Origin of the sequence: Microcoleus sp. MON1_C1 (assembly GCF_036701945.1) — a bacterium.
Lineage (GTDB): Bacteria > Cyanobacteriota > Cyanobacteriia > Cyanobacteriales > Microcoleaceae > Microcoleus.
The window spans coordinates 118,749-142,411 of the sequence record NZ_JAUBRO010000002.1 but is presented as its reverse complement, the minus strand read 5'-3'; the positions used below and the strand labels follow the sequence as shown (position 1 = coordinate 142,411).

Genomic DNA, 23,663 nt, shown 5'->3' with positions numbered 1-23,663 from the left:
TCTGACCCACCCTACGATATAGCTGTTAATTGTGCTCTGTGGCTTGGATCGATCGCACTACAGCAGCCGCAGCCCGATCGCCGATCGACTTCTCCTGATCGTAGCCCAACACCAGCTCCCAAGCCTCCTGGGGATATCTATCAACCAGCGGAGTCGCCACTTCATCCAACATCCAGCGACCGTGACGCTCGTCTTCTTTGATGTGGAGTTCCCAATAACCCATAGCAGCCTGCGAGAGGCCCAGACGCTGGGCGGCGGCTAGATAATTGCGGTAAGCGACGGGTCCCGCCACCTCAAAATAAGTGAGTCCGCCGTTGTAGCGCAGAAAATGGCGCTTGCGTTCCGTCAGCAGAAAGTTGTGATTAATGCTTGCGAGCACTTCCCAAGGCACTAAATCGAAGTACGCTTCTGGTTCTGTACTCATATCGAATTCAGCCAGCATTTGAGCAAAAAAGGTCGAGTGCTTGCGGGGGAGGCGACCGCCGCCGTATTCTTCCATCAGCACTCGGGTAAGGGTGCACTGAATTTCGTTGCCGGCACCGCCGAGGATGCGAGAAAGGCGGCTGGCTTCCACTAAACCGTCGAAAGAGGCGATCGCCAGCAGGTGTTTGTATCCCTCTTCAGTCATCTGTTCCCGCTGGTAGCGATCGAGCTCAGTTAGCGGAGGATCGACATCGGCGGCCGCGCGATCGCGCAGGGCTTGCTTGACATCCGGCAATTTTTGCAGCGCTGCAACGTCGATTTGCGCCAGTTCCCACTGCTGCCAAGGTTCCTCAATGCGATCGCGCACAGAACGCAAATAGTGCGATCGCTCGTTATTGTAGCGGCGCAAATCGTCGTACCAAAACAAGTTGAGGCGGTTGATGCGGTAAAGTACGCGCTGCAAGAAGCGGTGAGCGGCCTCATCGCCCGGTTCCTGTTGGTAAGCTGCTTGAATTGCATAGGCAATCGCGCTTTCAAAATCGCTGACAAGTAACGGTTTTGCCGCCACCGTCTTGTCTAAATCCTCGACTTCTAGCAAATTGACAAATTGCCGATCGGCTGCTTCGTAATTTGGGGGTGGGGGTTGCTTTTTGGGAAGACTCGGCGAGTCGGAAGAAGGAAGTATCTCTAGGGTGTTTTGCATGGAATAAAGTTATGCTAACTCTAATTATTGTGCTGCCTGCCCAAACAGCCAACCGTTGCAGATTGCTGAGGATAATGGCTACTTTTCTTGAAGATAGCTAATCTGTCAGCACGATACACCTTTCTATTGATAGAGATTTGACAGAAATCAATTTGGTCACAACTGCCCCGATTCATTCCGAAAGCAGGGTGACTGAGGGAGACTTTATGAAGGTGTGCAAAGTAATTGGGGCTAATATCTGGGCATCTTTTGCAGCCGGCACTGCTTGCCGCCACGCTTTGATACCGCCTGAAAGGACAACAACATTCAGGCTAATATCCTTAATCTTATTAGTCTCATTTCCTCCAGATTCTGGGGAATACCGAGCGATTTTTTCCAACTGTTTGTATGCTTTAACCGATCGCCCTCCTCTGGCACAATAAAGTACAATTACTGGCTGAGTTCGCTCGGATTTGACCCTAGCTTTTACAATGGATTGAATCTGCTTGACACCGAACCCCATCTCAATATCAATTATGGGAACCAGGGGACTTTCACCGATGCGATCTTCCGCGTATTCTTCGGGCGATCGCACATCAATCAAAATCACTGGTTTCAACTCACCCTGCTGCAATTGCTCAACAGTTACTTGTTTCGTATTTAAACTGGCGATAAAAGTTAGGATATCCATGTGATGAAATAGGGCAACTGCACCCACAGAAGCAACACTCATCAAGCCGAAACCCATAATTACTTGCAAAAGGCGAGAATAGCGATTAATACCTGGTTTTGCATTTTCATCTAGCATTTTTCATCATCCTTAAAAATGGAAAGAATATTTGTCCGACATATCCAGCAGGTATAGAATCAGAGATTCCATATTTATGAGGCATTTTTTTCGCTGGCATATACATAGTGCCAAATAGCCAATCTAACAGTGGCAACTGAACAGCAAAGTTTTTGGTGTTGATTGCGGGAATTTTACTGTGATGCCAGTGATGAAATTGTGGGGTTGCTACAAACCATTTTAGGATGCCAAATTTTAATTTAATATTAGAATGAATTAAGAAAGCGATCGCCGCCGAATAAAGAGCATAAACTACCAAACTCTCCTTGGTAAATCCCAACCAGTAAAGAGGCATAATTTTGCAAATCTGAGTAAAGAGTTGCTCGCAGGGATGCACCCGCACTGCTGCTAACCAATCCATGTGTTCAATGCTGTGATGGACTGCATGAAATTGCCAAAGCCAGGGTACTTCATGCAGCAGCCGGTGAGCGAAATAATATGCCATATCGGAAACGATAACTGCTTCTGCCAACTGCAACCAGACAGGTTGAGAGGCTACTTTGCTTTGCAATTCCGGGTTGACTAAATTAGTTATCAGCGACAAAATTACAGTCACAACAATAGCGCCTGATCTGCCAATAAAGTGACCTGTAAAAAAATAAGTGGCATCGGTTGCCCATCCGAGACGGAATATCTTTTGCTTGTGCAAGGATAAGATTCTTTCGAGGGGAATGAAGATGCCCGCTAAGACGATGAAGCCTTTGACAATTTCAGGTAACATGAGATTCGGATTAATGTCGATATTTACTTAAGCACGTCCCTACTACCAGCACCGCAGACAGGATTACCATTCTTAAGGATAGGAGCAGACGGTTGGGTATTTCCAGGAGAATTTGCTTCACACAGAATGGATACAGTAGTCTTCTCTTTGTTAGCTGCTTTGGAAACAGGTACTAAAAATACAGCCCCGACATAGCTAGTAATATCCTTAGTTTCCCTGATGGATACTCCATAACTAAACGCAGCATTTTTTGTAGCGATGATTGAATATTTATAGTTTGTTGTCTGAGTTTTAATGCCGAGACCCAGGCTATCCATGGACTTAGAAAATGTACCATCCTCGGCGTATATTGCTTGTTGAGCTCTGTTCATTGCGTTCACATATTGCTTAGCTTCTGATCGCTTCGTCTTGCCACCACAACCGCTAGAAAGAAGGAGGGTGTTCGCAGCAAATATCAGGACCACAGGAACATAAATAAAAGTGATCCTCAGTAAAGTTCCTACACAAGATTTACTTTTTTTGTTAGGGGGAATGTTTTTTGCTGAAGATGGCGCTTGTTTGTTAAGTGCATCGAGTTGAAGGTTTGTCTTAAGCTGCTTGGTTGTTCTCGATACTGCTTGTTTGTTGAGTGCATCGAGTTGAGGATTTTTTTTAAGCTGCATGGTAGTTGTCCAAATGTGTTAGCAGAGTAGTTTTCAAGTGATTGACATACTCCCCGGCGTAAACACATGGGGATTCTAGAGTCAAACAGCGAGTCTACGCGTAGTTTGTCTAACATCGCCTAATCTAACAGTCGAGGTTAAGAAAAACAAGCAAGTTATTGTTAGCGTCGTTTTCACCCAGTCCATTGAGTGCGGTGGGGTTTGCAAACCTCGCCTACTGCGCCTTGCTTCTACTCTATTTTTATTAAATCACGTGGCTATTTGAGAACTTGAGTGAGTTCTCATCGACTTCTCATCAACTTTTCATTACTCCCTTCCCCCCAGAACACGATCTACTTCTTCTCTCCCCCATTCCCTCCAAGGGGGCAGGGCGGTTTCATTTTTCGTAGGGGCGGTGCCTCCGTGTCCGTGCCCTATGGCTGCAATGCCCATGAATCGCGTCGCTGGGGAGGGGTAGGCACGGGGGCACTACCCCTACAAAATCCTGGTTTTTCTGATAATGAAACTGCCCTGGGGGGTGGGGGGGTTCTTCCTTCGTGTCCTTAGCATCTTCGCGGTTCAATAATTCGATATTATTTGCCATTTAGCCGATCGCGAAAATATTCCTCATACAAATTGCATCTCGCACTGCAATAATTGCCCTCCTGTTTCACCAACCCCATACTGTTTAATTTAAACGCTACTTCTAGCCTTAATCGGACTGGCTTTGACACACTCGAAACCTCTCTCATCGCCTCGATTAATTCTGGATATTTTTCTAAATTCCACAAATGTCGGCGCAAATGGTCGCTGTAAATTCCTGCCTCGGTTGCCGCCGATTTCAGCAATTGATTTAAAGTCACATCTTGACAGGCAATGCGATACATAGCCAGCCGCACTAAATAGGGATGTCCTCCCACTAGCGCCATCATTTCTGCCACTTCTGTAGCACTCCAATTGATTCCGTGTCGCGCTGCTAAGTCTTGCACTTGCTGCGAATTAAACTCAGGCAAATCAATGGGCAACCCCACATTAAACGGCGATTTATTCACATCCAGCGGGATGTAAACTTCGGTCGAATGCACCACAATCAAACGCAATTTTTTCCAAATATCTCGCCGTTTTGCTTCTTCGTGTAAAGCTCGCAATAACCCAAAAAAGTCGTCGGCAATTTCCGGCGATTCAAACAGGCGATCGCTCTCATCCAAGCCTAACGTCAGGGGTTTTGAGGATTCTGAAAGCAAATACTGTTCAAAATAAGCCTTGCAGCACTGATTGCTGCCAATCAAATCGGCCAATTCCCAACACTTGGGCAACTGCTCCAGCATTCCTAACTCTTGACCGATGCTAGCACAAAACCACTGCAAAAATGTATCTGAATTAGCGAATATTTTCCTATTGGCTAGCTGAAAACTCAGCGCTACCGTGCGAGAACCTTGCTGTTCTGCGTGATGCAAAATCCTCGCCATCAAGGAAGTTTTGCCCATTTGTCTGGGTGCTTTGATGCGGATCAGCGCTCCCGGTTGGGCGATCGTCTCGTAACAGCGGGATTCGATCGGAGGGCGATCGATATAAAAACGAGAAGCTATTTCAACTTGTCCTCCCGGCAATTCTGGCGGCGCTGCTGGCAGGGGTTGAATTATTGACTGTTTGGTGCTAGTAATTACTTTCCATTCTACAGCCAATTCATGGTCGGCAGTTAACGAGGTGCGACCTTCTTTGATAATGGTTAAAATTTGTGATAATAACTTAAATGAGTCGCCAACACCGCGCCACAGCCAGGGCTGAATTCCTGCTAAATAGCTCAGTAAATCAAAAGAAAGCGGTGTATTTAATTCAAGTAAAATCGGTAAAATTGCGGGTTTATGAGCAGTTAAATTGTGCAATTCTTTGGCTAGCTGCACTTGTTCCAATATCATTTCGCTAGCGGCCGATTCTTGGGAAATCAGCAACACCAAATAATCGCAACGCTTTAAATATGAGGCTGAGTCGCTGCTGTTGTTAATAAAAAAGACTTCGTGCCCTCCCGCACTCAAAGCTTGGTGTAACTGCTGAGAAAGGGTGGTGTTTGAGGTCGATCCTCTTCGAGGGCTTCGCCAACGGGCGTTGGCGTTAGCGAAGCGATCCGAAGGAAAGCCCTCGAAGACGATCGCCACTTTGGCCCTCACCAGCACTACCTCCTCTGGCTCTGAATTAGCCTCAAAATCGGCTATGTCGCGCCATTCCTGCCCCAATCCGCGACAAATTTCGATGAAATTGGCATAATCCACAGGTTTGCCATTCAGAAAATGGCTGACAGTAGATTGCGCCATCCCTAAATCCTCAGCCAGGATTTTCTGACTGGGAAAGCCATTTCTCAGGAGACAGGATTTAACTGCACGAATGCACTCTTCGCGCACCCTTAGCGATCGTGGCATTGCTTATCACAATCGAGACACTGAAACCATCATAAATGCCAACCGCCCCTAAAGTCGATGAAAAGTCGATGAAAAGTCGATGATTTTTCAAATAACTCAGTCGCCAACTCAAATAGCCGCCTGATTAGATTAGAAATAACAAGGTTGAATCCCATCAAAACGAGGTAAAAGCATTGTGTATTCTCTCCTAATTTGGTCGCTGGCCTCAGCCACTAATCAACCCGGTTTCGCCTTCACCCCGCCCCTATTCTGGCTGCTGCTCGGAGTTGTGCTTAGTGCGATGGAGCTATTAATCATCAAAACTCAGCCCCAAAAATACAGATTTTACCTGCTAATGATGGGAGCTTCGGCTTTAATTGAATCATTTATTTTGTGGAGAGGAGCTGTAGCATTTCAGTTTAGTTGGGCGAACATAATGTATGAAGATTTTGACTGGCAAATCTTCTACTGGATGGGGATAGCCCTGGCGCTGAGCATCTGGATTCGACCAATTTTTATTGTTCGCAAGAAGTTTGTGATTCCCGAAGCCACCGAAGCGACAACTATCTCCGAAATTTTCCCCGGAGAAACCGGAATGGTGATTTATGAAGGGGCTTCGTGGAAAGCTCGCAATGACGATTCCCAAGGGGCGATCGCACCCCGACAAAAAGTTTACGTTTTGCGCCGCGAAGGAAACACGCTGATTGTTATACCTCACAGATTAATTCACATCAGCGGCTAAATCTGAGTTGGCTCTTTTATGAATCGGCGATTGAAATCGCTTCTTGTCAAACAAAGTTCCTCTCTAAGAGACTCAGAAATCACTATCAACTATCAACTGTCAATTGTCAACTATTTACCAGGAGATTCATTATGTATCAGTATTTTTTGATGGTGTTGTTTGCAATCACCGGAGTATCCTTAGCCAGCAGCGTAAAAATTGTCCGTCAAGGAGATGAGGCTTTAGTTGAAATTTTCGGAAAGTACGATCGCAAAAAACTCGAACCTGGTTTGACATTTCTGATTCCCTTTGTCGAAACAGTCGCCTATAAACAAACTCTGCGCGAGCAAATTTTAAACTTGCCACCGCAACCATGCATGACGCGCGATCGCCTTGCCATCACCGTTGAGTTTATTGTTTACTGGCGAATAATTGACTTAGAAAAAGCTTCCTACAAAGTGCAGAATCTCAAGGAAGCAATGTTAAATATGCTGATTCTTTCAATTCGGACTCACATTGCGACATTATCTATGGAGGAACTTTACACGGCTCGCCATGAAATCAATAATGCTTTAGTAGAGGAATTGGATACAGCGACCGATCCTTGGGGTGTGAAGTTTACAAGAGTGGAATTGCGCGATTTTGCGATCGGCAGTAAAGTGGTTCAGCCAACATCCATTGACCGGAAAGAAGTACAAAAGCTGCGAGCTTAGAGATTAGTATTCCCTCCTTTTACTCGTTACCAGGAAGGATCTTCCTGGTAACGCAGATCCAGAGGCTCTGCCTCGCCGAATTTAATTCGCCTTGTATATACCATTTAAGGAGACAAAACCATGACTAAAAATCAAGAATCAATAGTTCGCAATGCAGCTTCTCGCGGTTGCGGATGCTTATTACTTATAACCGGTATTGGAGTAATTAATGGGATAGCTCTGCCATTTTATCTAAATAATACCAATAGCAGCAAGCAGTCGGAAGAACAACAGTATGTTAGATCAATGAACAAAGCTCAGCAAGAAGATTTTGCCGAAAAAAGTGTTTTTTCCAGTTCTGTTAATGCTTTGGAACTTGGGATAAAAACGGAGACAACAAATTACAAGTATTCAGTTCGCGCCACAAAGCAAACTGCTTTTAATTATGGAGTCTCCAAGCAACCACAACTTAAGAGTTATGTCGGCGGTGTCTTTCTAGTTCCTGTTAAAGAAGTTGAGCCAAATGCTGCTAAAGATGGAATAACAACAATATCCATATTCTGCCAAGCTGATTCTCCCGGTACAATTAAACCAGCGGAACCCACCTATGAAAATGGTAAAATTGCTTGTGGGAAAGGCACAACACAAGTGCCCAAATAATCTAACTATACGCAATATAATGACAGTCGATTACAAGATAAAATCGGTCTTCAATTGAGATTTACCGGACTAAAGTCTTTACTACAAACAGAGAAGATACAATACCATGAGTCAACAAAATTATAAATCAGCTAGCCTTGCATCGAATGTTGGTGGATGCTTAGTGAGTTTAATGGTGATTGGAGTATTGGCTTCGCTAGTTGTGCCATCCTTTCAGGTTAAGCTTAGGAACAACAAGCAATGGGAACCCAGAATGTATATTAGCTTAATCAACAAACGTCAGCAGGCCTATTTTGCCGAAAAAAGTGTTTTTAGCACTTCTGTTAAGGCTTTAAGAATTCGCATTATTAAAACCGAGACAGAAAATTACAAATATTCCCACCATACAACAAAAAAAGCAACATTTAATTATGGAGTCTCAAAGCATAAAGATCTTAAAAGCTTTGTCGGTGGAGTTTTTGTAATTCCTGCTACAAAAGTTGAGTTAAATCCTTCTAAAAATAAAATAACGACCACATCTATATTGTGCCGATCTGATTCTCCTGGTACAATTAAACCACCAGAACCCACCAATCAAAATGGTAAGATTGCTTGTGCTACAGGCACCATAGAACTGAGACAAACTTATGACTAGAGGCAATATAATGACAGTCGATTACCAATATCAAATCGGCGGCAGTCTCCCGCAAAATGCACCTACTTATGTAGTGCGACAAGCTGACTCAGAACTTTATCAAGCCCTCAAAGCCGGAGAGTTTTGTTACGTGCTCAATTCCCGACAAATGGGCAAATCCAGTTTGCTAGTGCGAACTGTACAAAAACTCTCGGCTGATGGCATTGCCTGTGCTACGATCGACCTTTCGGACATTGGCAACCAGCAAGTCTCTCTAGATAAGTGGTACGGCGGCGTCGCTTACAAGCTATTGTGCAGTTTCAACCTGTTTAACCCAGTCGAGTTTATGACTTGGTGGCGGGAGAGAGAGTTGATGCCGCCGGTGCAGCGCTTAGGAGAGTTAATTGAAGAGTTGCTGCTGGTCAAAATTTCTCAAAACCTGGTCATTTTTATTGATGAAATTGATAGCGTTCTGAGTTTCCAAGAACCGCTAGACGATTTTTTTGCATTAATTAGATGTTGCTACAATAAACGCGCTCACAATTCAGAATACCAGCGCATTACATTTGCTTTGCTGGGAGTAGCTACGCCATCGGATTTAATTAGCGATGCAACTCGCACGCCCTTTAATATCGGTTTAGCAATTGAATTGCACGGTTTTACATTACAGGAAGCTCTGCCTTTAGCAAAGGGGTTTGAGGGAAAAGTAGACAATCCTCAAGAGGTTTTAAAAGAGATTTTGGACTGGACTGGAGGGCAGCCATTTCTGACTCAAAAGCTTTGCAAGCTGATTCTGCACCATGTAAAAAGCTTAGCTTCGGCTTCTCTTATATCAGACTCAACGGATGAAAGCCAAACTGAAAATTTTACTACAAATCCATTATTAATTAGCGAGATAGTGCAATCTCATATTATTGATAATTGGGAATCGTCCGATGAACCAGTACACATCAAAACAATTCGCGATCGCCTTCTCAGAAGTCAGCACCACGCCAGTAGGTTATTAGGACTATATCAAAAAATATTGCCACCCTGCGATCCCCCCCCACCCCCCTTAATCAGGGGCGAGAAAATGCCAGCATTACCCTTGTTAAAGGGGGGTGGGGGAATCTGGGCGGATGATAGTCCCGAACAAACAGAATTGCGGCTGAGCGGATTAGTAGTAAAACGAGCCGGAAAATTAACCGTATCCAACCGCATTTACGCAGCTATATTCAACCATAACTGGGTAGAAAAAGCGCTCGGCGACTTGCGCCCCTATGCTGAATCCCTAACAGCATGGATAGCTACAAATTGTCAAGACGAATCTCGCTTGTTGCGCGGTCAAGCACTGGAAGATGCCCGACAGTGGGCGGCAAATAAAAGCTTGAGCACCCAAGATTATCAATTTTTAGGTGCGAGTCAAGAAGCGGAATTTACCAAATTGCGCGATCGCGAAAAACAAACTCAAACTGAAATTGAACAACTGCGCCGCGAAAAAAAGTTACTAGAGGAACTAAGCGAAGCACAAAAGCAGAAAAAAGCGATTGCAGTTAAACTTTGGCGCGAGCAACAACTGAGAGTGCAAACAGTTACAGGAGCCGCAGTCATATTAATATCAATCCTGATAGTAGCTTTTTGGGTTAAACCGTCAATCGAAGAAAGAAACAACAAAATTCTCACTCTCAGTTTGCTATCAGAAACGCTATTTGCCGCAGATAAAAAAGAAGAAGCTTTGCTAGAAAGCATCAGAGCTGTTACAGAAATGAAACGATCGCTCGGAGTGAGTTCAGATATTCAGATGCGAGTGGCGATCGCCCTCGAACAGGCAGTTTACAACTTTCGGGAACGCCGCCGCTTGCAGACTCAAGCCAGTACCCTTGCTTTCGCGAGTTTCAGTCCCGACAGTCAAACAATTGTGACTGCTACCGATGATAATTATATCAAACTTTGGCAAAATAATGGAAATTTGCAAGCAACATTGACAGGGCATACTGATAAAATTAGGATGGCAATTTTCAGTCCTAGCGGTCAGATGCTTGTCTCGGCAAGCGACGACCAAACTGTCAAAATTTGGCAAAAAAATGGCGAATTGCTTCATGATTTAAAAGGACACAGCGGTCAAATAACAAGCGTCTCTTTTAGTCCAGATAGCAAAATTATTGCTTCAGCAAGTACCAATGGAACAGTTAAACTATGGAAAATAAGCGGGGAAGAATTGTCAAGTTTAAAAGTGGAGCGAGGTTGGATAACCAGCGCCAGTTTTAGCCCAGATGGTCAGATAATTGCTGCGGCTGCCACTGATGGCACTGTTAAACTTTGGAGTTTGAGAAAGGTTGCGGAAAAAATGCAAAAACAGCAGTCACTCGAAGCCAGCACCGATATCAAATTGCTCCGAACTTTACAGATGGAAAGTGATAAAATTATGAGTGTAACTTTCAGTCCAGACGGAGGAATGCTGGCGGCTGCAAGTGCTGGGGGAACGGCGAGAATTTGGAGCAAAGACGGCACACCGCTAAGTATTTTAAAGCATACAAGTGGAGTGACAAATATCAGCTTTAGTCCCGACAGTCAAATGTTGCTATCTGCAAGCACAGACAAAATGGTGAGGCTGTGGAATATTAACGGTAGGTTGCTCCAAACCTTAAAAGGTAACAAAGATGCTGTTTGGAGTGCGAGTTTTAGTCCAGACGGCAAAGCGATCGCTAGTGCTAGCGCTGACGGTACGGTGATGCTGTGGAATTTTAATCTTGACGATTTGTTGCTGCAGGGTTGCGATGGAGCCCGCAATTATTTTCAGACAAATCCGATCGCAAATCACAACAATCGCCACCTCTGCGACGGGATTGGAACTAAGTCGGAACTCACGCAAAAAAAACCGGGTTAAGAGTCAAAATGTTGAGTTGGGCAGCAAACTATCTAGGCAGAAACTGGCTTTTTGACCAAAAATTTCTTGATGGTACAAGCCCCCGGATTTCTCCGTGGAATCAATCCCAAATCAAAATCGAAAATCCTCAAGCCCCCGCATTTATCCGTGGGGTCAATCTAAAATCTAAAATCGATTGACCGCCCCTGCGTCTAGGGCTGATATGGTTAAAATTGGTAGCAGCTAATAGGTAATAGGTCAGCCCGATCAGTGTATTCAACTCTAGAACAAAAGTACCAGCGCCTGCAAAAAGACTTAAGAAACGGAGTCATCGCCCTTGGGGGCATTGTATGCACGGGTACTCTCTGGTATTGCCTGGTGGAAAAATGGTCTTTGCTAGATGCCGTTTACATGACAGTATTTACCCTAGCAACTGTCGGTTACGGTGAACTTCACCCCCTCGGCAAACGCGGGCGAATGTTTACCATAGGCCTGATTTTGATGGGCGTGATTGTGATAGGTTTCATCGTCAACCGCTTTACAGAAGCGCTGATTGAAGGATATTTTCAAGAAGGAGCAAGAATTAGGCAGCAGCGACGATTGGTAGATTCTTTGAGCGGGCATTACATTCTCTGCGGTTTTGGGCGCACTGGCCGCCAAATTGCCTTGGAATTTCAGGCCGAATATATCTCTTTTGTGGTGATAGATTCGGCGGTACACTCGGTTGAGGCTGCTTTGGCGCTGGGGTACACGGCTGTCCAAGGAGACGCGACTCTGGACGAAACTTTGGTGAATGTGGGGATCGATCGCGCAATTTGCATAGTAGCAGCTTTGCCCTCGGATGCCGAGAATTTATATACTGTCATGTCAGCGAAAACTCTGAATCCGAAGGTACGGGCGATCGCCCGCGCCACCACAGAAGAAGCCGTAAAGAAGTTGCAGCGGGGCGGCGCCGATGCCGTCGTATCCCCCTACATTACCGGGGGAAAGCGCATGGCGGCGGCTGCTTTGCGGCCTCAAGTTATGGATTTTTTAGACGGTGTTTTGACGGGTACCGACAGTTCTTTTTACATGGAGGAATTTTTGGTCGATCCCAATAGTTGTGTCTACGTCGGGCAAACTTTGAGAAATGCCAAGTTGCGATCGCAATCGGGGGCCTTGGTTTTAGCGGTGCGGCGCGCTGGCGGGACTTTGATTGTCGGGCCTACTGGAGAAACTGCGATCGAAGGAGGAGATATGCTGATTTGTTTGGGTACTGCGGAACAACTGCGAACTCTCAATCAAATCCTCAGTCCCCTGAGTTTTCGCCTCCCCCGGCCCCCGAACTAATACGATGTCAAGTTTGTAGTCAGGAATGCAAGTCCTCTCTCGATCAATGCTTCCCATAACAATTGACACTCGATGGCGTAAACGCACGGGGATTCTTTAACCTGGACTTCCCCCCTACAAATGCACTGACAGTCCTCAAACTTTTACTCCACAAAAAATACAACTGTTGAGCTAAAAATTTCTACCCATTTATAAGCAATAGCTGAGGCAGGCGGTCGCGCTCCTCTGTTGTAGATTCAATAGACATCTCCAAAATAGTAACAGTATGTGGTCAAAGAACATAAGAGAAATTTTTTTACACAGAAACAGGAGCGACCTTCTGAATCATATTGAATAGAATCAGAAATAAACACAGCTATTAATTGGTTTGAAATATGAACGGTTACAACAATTGCTTCCAGAAGTAAGGCGGATTTTCACCCGTTACTGGAAAGAATAATCTTTAATGGCGATCGCCTTTAATTGAGCCAAGTGCGATCGCTCTTAAATTATCAAAAACATCAGGCTTAATTCTCCACCCTATCACTTAAAAACTCCCGACTAAGGATGCTAAATATCGAATCGAATTAACGCGGCGGTGTTTGCGAGACTTGGGGGTATTATAGATAGAATTTTAACGGTCTGTACTTACTGACTCAAGAATTGAGAGAATTGGTGGTATAATTCGCGATCGCGGGCTTCTCTAACCTCAGAGAGAAGCAAGACCGATGCAGAAATACGTCCTAAGAGTTTTGCAATCGCCCCTAGCGTCAGGTAAGATTCTTGTTAATTATTGCGCTCCGCTCAGGAGAAAAAATTTATGGCAGATATGTCCGGTCAAGACCCCTCGGAAATTAAAATGGCGACGGTTGATGAACAAGAAAAAGGCGCAACGTTTAGCGGTACGGTCATCCTTGGTATCGATGTCGAGGGTGCTGGGGAAGTCCTTTTCTTCAGAGACTTTTTGATTGAAGATTATAAAGGCGAACTTACCGCTTATCTGGCAACAGATGGCAATATAACGAAAAGCATTGATTTAGGCGAAGTTAAGCATAAGAGCAGCAGCTTTAAGCTGCCAATTCCGCTGGGGACGGATACATCACCCTACAATACCGTCGTGCTGCGCGACGAAAAAAGCAAGAAAAAAGTTGTGACGATCAAGCTGTAAAATTTGCAATTTAGCTCGTAGTTCAGCCAAATTCGTTAGCGCAGCCCTCGAAGAGGATCGCCCTTTTTTTCCTGAAGTGCGATCGCCCTTAAATTAAGGTGCGTCACTTGCGATCGAAGGGCGAAGTTTTGCGATCGCTCGTAAAGTGACGCACTCTACTTTTTAAAACGGAATCGGATCGTAATCGGGATTTTCCGGCTCGTTAGGCGAACTCGAAGATCGATCGGACTCAGAATTTGAAGACTGATGCGAGTTCCAATCCGAACTAGACGTGCGGTTAGCGCCACCTGGAGCGCTGTTAGAACTGCGGCCTCGCGAACTCATGGGAACCACATTGCTCGGCACATTAGCCGGCGCGCTGTCGCGAATTTGAGCCGGTTCCGGGGCGGTTCTAGTAGGGGGAGCCGAACTCATTGCATCAGCCCCGACACTGTAAATCCTTTGAGCTGTCAGCTCAGCGCGCTTTTCTTTAATACCATCTCTTTCGATCGTATTCATGCTCAGCCGTCCCTCAATAATCACGCGATCGCCCTCGTGATATTTCTCGTGAATTTCTTGAGCAAAATTTCCCCATCCTATCACTTTCAAATGTTCGGGCGGATCTTCGGGTTTTGGGCCGGGAAACTGCACCAACATCTCAGCGATTTGAAGTTGATTGTCAGGAGTATAACGGAGTTGCGGTTGTTGAATTATTTCCGCCATCAAAATGCAGCTATTCATCTGTTATCTGTGCGTAATTGGGAATTGGATGTTGAAGGAAGAAGGAAGAAGGAAGAAGGAAGAAGGAAGAAGGAAGAAGGAAGAAATAGCTATCCGTGTACCGATGACTTGTTCGTCTTGCTTTGGGGAATTGCCAATTGCCAATTGCCAATTGGTAATTGGTAATTACTGATTTTTCTGCGCCCGATCGCTATTATTTGTCGCCGATGACGGATTACACGTTGTTACCAAATTTATCTTGGAGAACCGCCGCCTCGGCTTGACTGACAAAATCGTGAACGAGGGTGCGGTACTCCTTCAACGTTTCAGATACCCAATCTCGATCCTCACTGTTGGCGAAGATATGAACCGTCGGTTCACTAGCATCGGGTAAAACTAATACCCAATTGTCGTCGCTGTAGTTAAAAATCTTCACTCCATCTAATAATTCTAAACGATCGGGCGAATGAGTTTCTACTAAATGTCGCATCAGCGAACCCTTGATAGTCCAAGGACAGCGGACGCTGTAACTGCGGTGGGTGATGCGGGGAAGTTCCGCCTTGATCTGTCCGAGCGATCGCTCCTGAATCGTCATCATTTCTATCACTTTAGCAATGCAGAACATTCCGTCAAATCCGGGATGCAACTGCGGGAAAATAAAACCCATAAGGCCGCTGCCGCCCAAAACTACATTCGGGTTCCTGTTAGCGGCTTCCATCAAAGCAGTTGGGTTCGCCTTCGTGCGGATTACCTTGCTTTGATAGCGTCGGGCGATCGCCTCCACCGCAGAAGACGCATGCACCGGCACTACTACTGTACCTGTGGGATGAGAAGTCAGCATCAAATTTACCATCAGCGCCGTCAGCATTTCCCCGCGAATCGCTATCCCAGACTCATCTACCAAAATGAGCTGTTCGCCGTTAGCCGATACCTGCACTCCAAAATTAGCGCTGAGTGCTTTCACCACCCGGCCGAGTTGGTCGAGCAAATATTCCCGTTCCCCGTTGCTTAGAGAAGTCTGCTTGAGACTGGCATTGAGGACCACCGCATCGCAGCCGAACTTGGCAAGCATTTGGGGCAAAATTGCTCCAGAAACCGCGTAAACGTAATCGATTACCACCTTAGTATTGCTGTAGCGTATTGCCTCAACATTCATCTGCCGCTCAAAAATGCGGTTGTAAACATCGAGAGCTTGGTTAAAGTACGTCATCTCTCCAATTTCCGGAATTAGAGCTCGCCGCAAATCTTCCTTAAAATAAGCCCCCTCAATTTTTTTCTCAGCTCCTTTAGTAATATTGATGCCTTTGATATCGAAGAATTCAATTAAAATGTGGTCGGAGCGATCGGGAGAAATGCGAACGTGAATGCCGCCGGCAATTGATATCGTAGACGAAACCGTGCGCGCGATCGGAATTGCCGTCGATTCCAAATTGATCACATTTATTCCCACCGACATCAAACCCGCAATCAAAGACCTCGAAACCATCCGCGAAATGCTCCGCTGGTCGCGAGAAACTGATACCGCAGTCCCGGGTTTCAAAGTCGAGCCGTAAGCCGCGCCCAATTTCACCGCAAATTCCGGAGTAATATCCACATTTGCCAGTCCTTGAACGCCACGCTGACCGAACAAATTCCGCTTAGCTTGTTCTCCCCAAATTAAATTTTGATTTAACAGAGCGCCGGATTCAATATTTTTGCTCGGCCAGACGCGCACGCTTGGCCCCACTTGTCCTTCTTCTCCCACGATGGACATTGAACCGACGACAGCACCTTCGAGGACGTGAGCGCGCCTGTCTACGCGGGTGCTCCGGCAAATCACGCAGGCCCTAAGATGAGCGTCTTCACCGACAATTGCTCCGTTCCAGACGATGGGACGTTTGAGGTTGGCGTCCGCCCCTACTGTCACGTTATCTCCGATCACTGTACCGGCATCGATTTTAACTCGGGCTCCAATCCGGCAATTGTTGCCGACCATGGCCGGTACTTCGACGATCGCGCTATCGTCAATAAAAGTATTCTGACCTACCCAAAGTCCAGATCGAACTTCGTTGTAGTAGCTCAAATCCAGTTTGACCTTTCCCCGCAGCGCGTCGTACTGAGATTCCCGGTAAACATCTAACTGGCCGACATCGCACCAGTAACCTTCGGCGATGTAGCCGTACATCGGCTCGTTTTTTTCCAGTAGCATGGGAAACAAGTCTTTCGAGAAGTCGCACTCCTGATTTGCCGGCAGGTAATCCAAGACCTCGGGTTCTAAAATGTAGGTACCCGTATTGACTGTATCGGAGAAAATTTCGCTGCTAGAAGGCTTTTCCAGAAAGCGACTGATGCGGTAATTTTCCTCGGTAATCACGACCCCGAATTCCATCGGGTTGGGAACGCGAGTTAAAATTAACGTGGCTTTGGATTGCTTGCTGCGGTGAAATTCGATCGCTGCCGTTAAGTCGAAGTCTGTGATGCTGTCGCCGCTGATGACCAGAAAAGTTCGATCGAGCAGTTCAGCAATATTTTTGACGCAACCAGCCGTACCCAGCGGTTGGTCTTCCTCCACAGCGTAAGTTATTTGAACGCCAAACTCTGCCCCGTCAGTAAAATATTCGCGCATGACATCGGGAAGGTAGTGCAGCGTCGCAATAATTTCCGTGATCTGATGCCTTTTTAGCAAATTAATAATGTGTTCTGCGATCGGGCGATTGAGAATTGGCACCATCGGTTTGGGCAAATCGCACGTCAGGGGTCTGAGCCTCGTTCCCGACCCACCAGCCATTAGCACTGCACGCATAAAATCCTCCTTGCTTAGAAAGCTCTCTACCGCCATTGTCCGCTAGAAAAAGTTTGCCTGCTGGAATTCGTCGGCCACCAGCAATCAGTTCTTACTTAAATATCTTCGAGTAGTGACACGTCTGGGAAATCCCGTTCGGCCTGGCCGTCCCCCAACAGCAACCGATTTCAACCGAATTAGAACTGGCGGCATCGCACCCATCCCCCAGTCGAGCTCGGATTTGTAGGGGATGTTGGGTAATACCAGTTAAAAAAAAGAATGCAACTGTAGGCCCGTGCTCGAAACCCTTCTGTCATGAGTCATTCCCAATTCTTTAATTCTTCAATTCTTCAATCGTATAAGTCCTCAGAATCCTCGACTTTTGGCAGAAGTCCCTTCTTGCTTGCTCGGTGAAAGCTATTTTGGGGGTGTTATTTTTAAGTTTGTCGCCAGCGGGGATTTTGAAGTCTCTTTCTAAAGGTGGAATTACTACCGCTATCGGTGCGCCTTGGCGTCTGATAAATGATAGATTAAGGGTAGCGCTTTGACTAGCTGACCCAAAATCCTATCCATTGCTTAGGGGTTTTTTAAATGAGTACGTTAATTAGCTTGGCATTGCTGATCGCTTACGGTGGCGGTATTTGGAAATTTTGGAATGGTTTCAATCGCACTAACTTCGACAGAAGTTTTACAAATCGCCTGAAGCTCTCGCTGCTCTGGCCCGCGTTAATTTTTAATAAGCCTTACCGCCAAAACTTTACAAAAGCTCTCAAAGCCTCTAAAAGGTAATTCAAGAATGTCTAAAAAGTCCGATCGCCCAGTCGCGGGTCAGGAGCAGACTTGGTTTGCTAAAGGAAAATCAGATAGCTGGCAAGTTTTACTGTCGCAAGTCGCTTCTCGATTCGATCGCGAATACCGGGGAGAAGCTTTCGCTTTACCCGAAGAAGTCGAAGCAATGCCGATTTTCCTAGAATCAGTTGCAGGAACTCTCCAAGCAAAAACAGTTTCTCCCTTCTGGAAAATTGCCAAACCTCAAAAAAATCAGCGCTGTTTAGACATTGGCTGCGGAGTCAGCTTTCTCATCTACCCTTGGCGGGATTGGGAGGCATATTTTTACGGTCAAGAAATCAGCAGCGCAGCGCGAGACGCCTTAAACGCTCGCGGCCCTCAGCTCAATTCTAAGCTGTTCAAAGGCGTAGAATGGGCTCCCGCTCACCAGTTAAATTACGAGGAGGCTCAGTTCGATTTATGCCTCGCTACAGGCTTTAGCTGTTACTATCCCATAGACTATTGGAGTATTGTCATGGGAGAAGTAAAGCGGGTACTAAAACCGGGCGGTCATTTTGTTTTTGATGTCCTCAACCCCGATGCTCCTCTAGCAGAAGATTGGGCAATTTTGGAAACTTATCGAGCCGGCGAAGTATTTTTAGAGACAATTGAAGATTGGGAAAAAATGATTAAAGCTGCGGGCGCTAAGGTAGTAAAAAAGCAAAGCGGCGACTTATTCCAAATGTATAAAGTTCAATACACTTGAGAGGTTAAGGGGAATAGGTAATTAGCTTTGCAGTCAAAAATTCAATCGTCCACAGCCTGGTCGGGGCGACGAAAAACAACTTCATTCTTAGTGGATAAAGTAGGGTGCGTCAGCAAGTAGAAATTAGTTTTAGAAGCAACAAATATTCAAGCTGACGCACCCTACTAACTACTAACTCACAAGAGTCAAGCAAGCAGATTGGATATTACCCATTCCCCTACCGGATTGCCAATTACCGATGCCCAATTAATTTTCGGTAGCCGCAGGAGATGGCGCTGCTTCAGGCGACGGCGACACTTCCGGGGCAGGAGATGGCGACACTTCCGGGGTAGGAGATGGCGACACTTCGGCGGCAGGAGATGGCGCAGCTTCCGGCGAGGGCGACACTTCCGGGGCAGGAGATGGTGCAGCTTGGGGCTGCGGGGACTCTTCGGCGGCAGGAGATGGTGCAGCTTGGGGCTGCGGGGACTCTTCGGCGGCAGGAGATGGCGCAGCTTCCGGCTGCGGGGACTCTTCGGCGGGTTGCCGTTGAGGAGAAGGCGACTGTTCCGCTGCTGGTTTCGGTTCAGGCGAGGGTGACGGTTGAGCCGCAGGCTTGGGTGCGGGCGACGACGGTTTGGCCCCTGGCTGCGGTTTGGTGGCCGGGGCCGGCGGCTTCTCAAACTGCGGTTTCACTTCAATAGGCGCTGGGGAGGGCGGCTGGCCTGTTGGTCTGCTGGGCACTGTCGGGGCGGGCGCTGGCTGCTGCTGGCCTGGTGGGTTGGGCCTGGTTGGTGTGACAGGAATGCCACTGCAAACTTTTTCGTCGTACTTAAACTCGACAGCCAGTTGGTAAAGCTTGTGCGTGCTGGCTGCTTCAAATGTTAGAGAAGGGCTAATAATCGCAATTTTAGCCGCATTATCGAGAATACCGTAACCCGTCGGGACGATCGGCTGAGGCTCGGCCTTGAGCAAGCCTTGAGGGCTGACAACTGCTCCAAAAACAGCTCTTCCTTGGAGTTTTTCCGAGCAAGCTGTTACGGGATAAGGGACAGGCACAGGAGTCGGGCCTGTCATTTCCAAGTCAGGATAAGCCTTTTTGAATTTCTCAAACAAAGCAACATAGGTATTTGCAGCCGCAAGCAGTGTCTCTCTGTCGGTGGGTAAGTTTGCACCGGGAACTCCCTGCTGTTCTAGCTGTTGCTGTCCCTGGTCAAATTGTGCCCTCCTGATTCTTTCTTCGGGAGTTTCTGCGATGAGATTCCTTTTATTGGGATCTTTTTGAGTCAATTTTGGTACTCCATCGGGTCCCACATTCCTGCTAATGGGGAATTCCGGGGTAAAGACTGGAGCTCCGTCTGGAAATAGTGGGAGTCCGCCTCTACTGGCTATGATCTTTTTGAGCGCCTCTGCTTCATCTTCGGAGCCGCCGCCGGGAAGCTGGGGTGCTTCTGGCAGCGATGGCGGCGGCGGGATATTGCGATCGAAATTACCCGGTAAGGGCGGGAAAAGAAAACCGCTGGGAGGTACGGGTGGGATGATAGTCGGTGTTGTTGGCTGGGAGGGGGTTCTGACTGTTGGGGATGATGGAGTTTGGGGAGGTGGCGGGGCTGTTGGGGCCGTTAACGGCGGGAGAGAGGGATAAGGCAGAGGGGAAAAGAATCCAGGAGGCGGCATTCCCGGCGGCATGGCGGGCAAGTTGATGGTATCAGGTGGGGGGGGCAAGGGCGGGGCTAACTTTGGCGCGGGTCGAAGGGGAACTGGTGCGATCGAAAATGGCGTAAATCGCGTATTAGACGCGCGCGGTGGTATGGTTTGTGGCAGCCGGCCGGCTTCTGCGGGAGTTAGTTCTACCAAGCCGACAGAACCGGGAATATTTTTTGAGGAATTTCCACCATAAAGTACGCTTGAGAGCGTCGGGGCACTTACTCCGAGCACTCCGTGAAGGCTGACAGAAGCTAGGGCTGCCCACCAATAAGGCTGGCGCAGCGGTTCGGAAAGGGTGTTGGCTAGGGAGGAAGAGTCAGTCATGACTATGGGGAATGGGGAATTGGTAATTGGTAATTGAGAATTGATAATTGGGAATTGGAAGTTAATAGTTATTAATTGATATTTTTTTTGAGTGATTTTAAAAGTTGCTGTTGGAGAATTCAAAGGTATAATTTTAGCACGGTCGGTATCGAAGTTGCCCGATCGACTTTTATTAAGATTTCGCGACCCTCACATCAAGCACTCAAGCGTAGAAACCCGGTTTTTTGCCTGCTTCCACGCTTGTATAGCAACCGCAAATAGGGTGAGGACGTTGTTAATTGCTCAAACCATTGTTTTTCTTGCCGAATGCCTTTGACCGAATCCTATACACGGTTTCTCAGGTATTGTTGAGAATCGTCAGCGGGCGTCAGGCGGGCAGGACTGGGGCGAGCAAAAAACAGACTGCACCGCTGCTATACCGTCTTTTTCCGGGATCTGGAGGGCCACTAATTCATTAAACACGATCGATCCGTTCGATCGACCCCTGTTTCCAATTCGGTTACACAACCGGATTCATCCGTGGAAGTAATTATTCACTCGAAAATCCAAAATCCAAAATCCAAAATCGATGGATTCACCAGCGATAGCGGTAATTTTTAAAAGGAGCTCCCTCGATGGTGAGCAAGTCGATGGGATAAATTGGAGCGCCGCTTGCCATATATTGAAACATTTCTCGAACTTCCTCTCCCCGCAACGACAACTGGTCTAATTCCTTGAGAGAATACCAGCCAGCGCACAAAGTATGCTCATCCGGCTTACTCTTGGGTGGCGTCTTATCTTGTGGACGAGCCACAAAAATGACTCGGAGGCGCACATTGCCCTTAGGCATCACTGTGTGCTCTACCCGGAGAATTCCCTCAATGATGATGGAAATGCCCGCTTCCTCAAGGGTATTACGCATAGCAGCTTCGAGCAAAGTCTCCCCTTTTTCCACTCGCCCTGCTGGGAGATACCACTGCTGCTCGTACTTGCGCTCTTGTACCAGTAGAAAACGGTCTTCTAAGTGAACGACAACTAGGGTAAAATACCATGTTTGAATCGGCTCGCGAGCCATAGAAGTAGATATTCCCTAAGCAAAAGGTTTAACGAGCGGCAGATGTTAGCAATCCAAAGGATGCTTCGGCAAGCGTCTTTGAACTTGAAAAACAGATCGTAGCACTCCGACCGCAAAATCTAAAATCTAAAATCTAAAATCTAAAATTGACAATGCCATTACCAACCGTGATTTTACCAGGATATTTTGCTGCTGCTTCCGACTATCGCGAATTAGAAAAGTCTCTGGTCGATCGAGGTTTCCCAACAGTAACAGTGCCTCTGGGCAAGGGAGATTGGTTGCCAACTTTTGGCGGGCGGTCGATGGTGCCAATTTTGCGACAGCTCGATCGCACGGTCAAACAAATGTTACAGCAATACGGCGTTCCCCAGATCAATCTCGTCGGTCATTCCGCCGGTGGCTGGATTTCTCGCATCTATTTGGGCGAAAAGCCTTACACGATTCACGGCGACGTGCTTGAGGACGCGGGTTTGTGGGAAGCTCACCCTTATGTGAATACTTTAATCACTTTAGGCACGCCACACGTCTCTCAAGAGCGCTGGACGCGCAAAAATCTAGATTTTGTCAAAATTCACTATCCGGGGGCTTTTCACCCGCAGGTGCGCTACGTGTGCGCTGCTGGGAAGGCTGTTTTTGGGAAGCGCGGTTTAGGGACTTGGCTGGCTTATAAAAGTTACGAATTAACTGTGGGGAAGGGCGAAACTTGGGGAGATGGAATTACGCCGGTGGAAGCTGCTGTGTTGGACGGGGCCGAAAATTTGGTGTTGGAGGGGGTTTGGCATTCGCCTCGTTCTCCGGGGAAGTGGTACGGTTCGCCGGAGGTTTTGCCGACTTGGATTGAATATTTGCGTTAGAAACGAACCGCGAAGACGCGAAGGACGCGAAGGAAGAAGCAGAAGGTTTAAGGGAAGGATTTAGTTAAATATTTATATTAGGAGCGAGTTTAGTGCGGCAAAACTCGCCCCCGCGATGCTATGTTTGCTTAAATTTTTATCGCTAACTGAATAGATTGAAAAATATTTTATGTGGCATTATCGGTAAGATTCCGAAGTCACGGCGAACCACACAATCAAATTAGAGGTTGGCTGGGGTGGAATTGGGCGACAATGCTACTTTGCGCTTGGACGCAGATAACGAATTTCAGCCGGATGCTTTGTGGAGAATTGGTGCGGAAGGTCGATCGCAAATTAGGGATGATGATTATGTGCGATCGCACTCCGTAGAATCATCGCCGTATGTGGTATTGGGTGCGAGGGGCGATCGCTCTTTTTTTACTCAGGCCTCGCTATCCGTACAATCATCGGATTGTTTGGTATTGGGTGTGAGGGGCGATCGCTCTTTATGGGTGATGGGGCGATCGCTATTAGGGCAATCATCGCATTGGAATGGTAGAAATGGGTAAGATTGTGAGTGGAAAAAGAGGTTGGGTTTCATTGAATCAACCCAACCTACCAGCTCATAAATCAATCCTGCCTCGGTGATTTGTTCTTCTCCAATGTTCTTTGCTGCTCTCTTGCTGCCTCATCTTCCGGTTGATATATGCTCGATTTACCTGATGCGGTTAATCCCAGAAGTCCACCCAGTACCAATGCTGCTATTTCAAAATACTTTGAGCAAACAGGATTGTCTCTAAAAATGATTTGGGGTTGAGTTCCAGCAGGTCTTGAAGTAGCTGGGGGGTATTCTACTTGCACTACACAAATTTTATCACTCTTGAGAGTGATCGCAAGAGCACCAATAATCACAACCAAAGCAATAATAGGACGCATCCCATTATGATCTAAGAACTTAATCAGCCCGTTCATATCTTTACACCATGCCCTAATACTCAATATGCGACTTAATACACTATTACAGGGGTTAAACGTAAACGACAAGCGTTTAATCC

At 46.8% G+C, this 23,663-nt stretch carries 22 protein-coding genes; 12 read left to right on the top strand and 10 right to left on the bottom strand.

The genetic code is table 11. The annotated features are described in order from the left end of the window. Positions 1-25: 25 nt before the first annotated feature. The 5 genes from QUA62_RS01865 to QUA62_RS01845 form a co-directional block, all read right to left on the bottom strand. On the bottom strand, positions 26-1,126 hold the full coding sequence (locus tag QUA62_RS01865; RefSeq protein ID WP_333402129.1) for an iron-containing redox enzyme family protein: 1,101 nt from the start codon (positions 1,124-1,126) through the stop codon (positions 26-28). A gap of 172 nt (positions 1,127-1,298) precedes the next feature. Continuing rightward, complete coding sequence (locus tag QUA62_RS01860) at positions 1,299-1,913, bottom strand: rhodanese-like domain-containing protein (RefSeq protein WP_333402128.1); 615 nt, start codon at positions 1,911-1,913, stop codon at positions 1,299-1,301. Beyond that, positions 1,903-2,673, bottom strand: coding sequence for a sterol desaturase family protein (locus QUA62_RS01855; protein WP_333402127.1), 771 nt, complete (start codon positions 2,671-2,673; stop codon positions 1,903-1,905). Before QUA62_RS01855 ends, QUA62_RS01860 begins: the two co-directional genes overlap by 11 nt. A gap of 23 nt (positions 2,674-2,696) precedes the next feature. Then, positions 2,697-3,335, bottom strand: coding sequence for a type IV pilin-like G/H family protein (locus QUA62_RS01850; RefSeq protein WP_333402126.1), 639 nt, complete (start codon positions 3,333-3,335; stop codon positions 2,697-2,699). A gap of 572 nt (positions 3,336-3,907) precedes the next feature. After that, positions 3,908-5,731 (bottom strand): AAA-like domain-containing protein, encoded by a 1,824-nt coding sequence (locus QUA62_RS01845; protein ID WP_333402125.1) that lies wholly within the window; start codon positions 5,729-5,731, stop codon positions 3,908-3,910. 175 nt (positions 5,732-5,906) lie between these two features. Here QUA62_RS01845 and QUA62_RS01840 point away from each other — a divergent pair, with 175 nt between their 5' ends. From QUA62_RS01840 to QUA62_RS01810, 7 genes are all read left to right on the top strand, one after another. After that, the gene (locus tag QUA62_RS01840; RefSeq protein ID WP_333402124.1) at positions 5,907-6,452 is read left to right on the top strand and encodes an NfeD family protein; all 546 of its coding nucleotides are present in this window, start codon (positions 5,907-5,909) and stop codon (positions 6,450-6,452) included. 131 nt (positions 6,453-6,583) lie between these two features. Beyond that, complete coding sequence (locus tag QUA62_RS01835) at positions 6,584-7,144, top strand: paraslipin (protein ID WP_006633489.1); 561 nt, start codon at positions 6,584-6,586, stop codon at positions 7,142-7,144. Between the two features lie 120 nt (positions 7,145-7,264). Next, the gene (locus QUA62_RS01830; RefSeq protein WP_333402123.1) at positions 7,265-7,783 is read left to right on the top strand and encodes a type IV pilin-like G/H family protein; all 519 of its coding nucleotides are present in this window, start codon (positions 7,265-7,267) and stop codon (positions 7,781-7,783) included. A 106-nt stretch (positions 7,784-7,889) separates the two neighbouring features. After that, positions 7,890-8,417: a type IV pilin-like G/H family protein gene (locus QUA62_RS01825; RefSeq protein WP_333402122.1), complete on the top strand. Its 528-nt coding sequence runs from the start codon at positions 7,890-7,892 to the stop codon at positions 8,415-8,417. Positions 8,418-8,427: 10 nt separating this feature from the next. Beyond that, positions 8,428-11,262 (top strand): AAA-like domain-containing protein, encoded by a 2,835-nt coding sequence (locus tag QUA62_RS01820; protein ID WP_333402121.1) that lies wholly within the window; start codon positions 8,428-8,430, stop codon positions 11,260-11,262. A gap of 249 nt (positions 11,263-11,511) precedes the next feature. After that, the gene (locus QUA62_RS01815; protein ID WP_333284012.1) at positions 11,512-12,570 is read left to right on the top strand and encodes a potassium channel protein; all 1,059 of its coding nucleotides are present in this window, start codon (positions 11,512-11,514) and stop codon (positions 12,568-12,570) included. 799 nt (positions 12,571-13,369) lie between these two features. Next, positions 13,370-13,717, top strand: coding sequence for a hypothetical protein (locus QUA62_RS01810; RefSeq protein WP_333402120.1), 348 nt, complete (start codon positions 13,370-13,372; stop codon positions 13,715-13,717). Positions 13,718-13,879: 162 nt separating this feature from the next. Here the strand turns inward: QUA62_RS01810 and QUA62_RS01805 are convergent, their stop codons facing one another. Continuing rightward, a complete protein-coding gene (locus QUA62_RS01805; protein WP_333284010.1) occupies positions 13,880-14,437 on the bottom strand; it encodes a single-stranded DNA-binding protein in 558 nt (185 codons plus the stop codon). Positions 14,438-14,446: 9 nt separating this feature from the next. Between QUA62_RS01805 and QUA62_RS01800 the strand changes: the two genes are divergently transcribed. Beyond that, positions 14,447-14,602, top strand: coding sequence for a hypothetical protein (locus QUA62_RS01800; RefSeq protein WP_333402119.1), 156 nt, complete (start codon positions 14,447-14,449; stop codon positions 14,600-14,602). A 49-nt stretch (positions 14,603-14,651) separates the two neighbouring features. Here QUA62_RS01800 and QUA62_RS01795 read toward each other — a convergent pair whose 3' ends face one another. Further along, positions 14,652-17,198 carry a mannose-1-phosphate guanyltransferase gene (locus QUA62_RS01795; protein WP_333284008.1) on the bottom strand — a complete coding sequence of 849 codons (2,547 nt, stop codon included), beginning with the start codon at positions 17,196-17,198 and terminating at the stop codon, positions 14,652-14,654. A 570-nt stretch (positions 17,199-17,768) separates the two neighbouring features. On the opposite strand from QUA62_RS01795, the gene QUA62_RS01790 reads away from it, so the two are divergent. Together QUA62_RS01790 and QUA62_RS01785 are read left to right on the top strand one after the other, a co-directional pair. Then, a complete protein-coding gene (locus QUA62_RS01790) occupies positions 17,769-17,966 on the top strand; it encodes a hypothetical protein (protein ID WP_333143062.1) in 198 nt (65 codons plus the stop codon). 7 nt (positions 17,967-17,973) lie between these two features. Then, positions 17,974-18,711: a class I SAM-dependent methyltransferase gene (locus QUA62_RS01785; protein WP_333402118.1), complete on the top strand. Its 738-nt coding sequence runs from the start codon at positions 17,974-17,976 to the stop codon at positions 18,709-18,711. 246 nt (positions 18,712-18,957) lie between these two features. Here QUA62_RS01785 and QUA62_RS01780 read toward each other — a convergent pair whose 3' ends face one another. Together QUA62_RS01780 and QUA62_RS01775 are read right to left on the bottom strand one after the other, a co-directional pair. Beyond that, on the bottom strand, positions 18,958-20,721 hold the full coding sequence (locus QUA62_RS01780; RefSeq protein ID WP_333402117.1) for a hypothetical protein: 1,764 nt from the start codon (positions 20,719-20,721) through the stop codon (positions 18,958-18,960). 574 nt (positions 20,722-21,295) lie between these two features. Further along, positions 21,296-21,775 carry an NUDIX domain-containing protein gene (locus QUA62_RS01775; RefSeq protein ID WP_190662957.1) on the bottom strand — a complete coding sequence of 160 codons (480 nt, stop codon included), beginning with the start codon at positions 21,773-21,775 and terminating at the stop codon, positions 21,296-21,298. Between the two features lie 152 nt (positions 21,776-21,927). Between QUA62_RS01775 and QUA62_RS01770 the strand changes: the two genes are divergently transcribed. Next, positions 21,928-22,629 (top strand): alpha/beta fold hydrolase, encoded by a 702-nt coding sequence (locus QUA62_RS01770; protein WP_333284003.1) that lies wholly within the window; start codon positions 21,928-21,930, stop codon positions 22,627-22,629. A 227-nt stretch (positions 22,630-22,856) separates the two neighbouring features. Continuing rightward, entirely contained in the window at positions 22,857-23,177 is a 321-nt protein-coding gene (locus tag QUA62_RS01765; protein ID WP_333402116.1) for a hypothetical protein, read from the top strand. A gap of 61 nt (positions 23,178-23,238) precedes the next feature. Here QUA62_RS01765 and QUA62_RS01760 read toward each other — a convergent pair whose 3' ends face one another. After that, positions 23,239-23,580, bottom strand: a complete 342-nt coding sequence (locus QUA62_RS01760; protein WP_333402115.1) for a hypothetical protein — start codon at positions 23,578-23,580, stop codon at positions 23,239-23,241. Positions 23,581-23,663 lie beyond the last annotated feature (83 nt).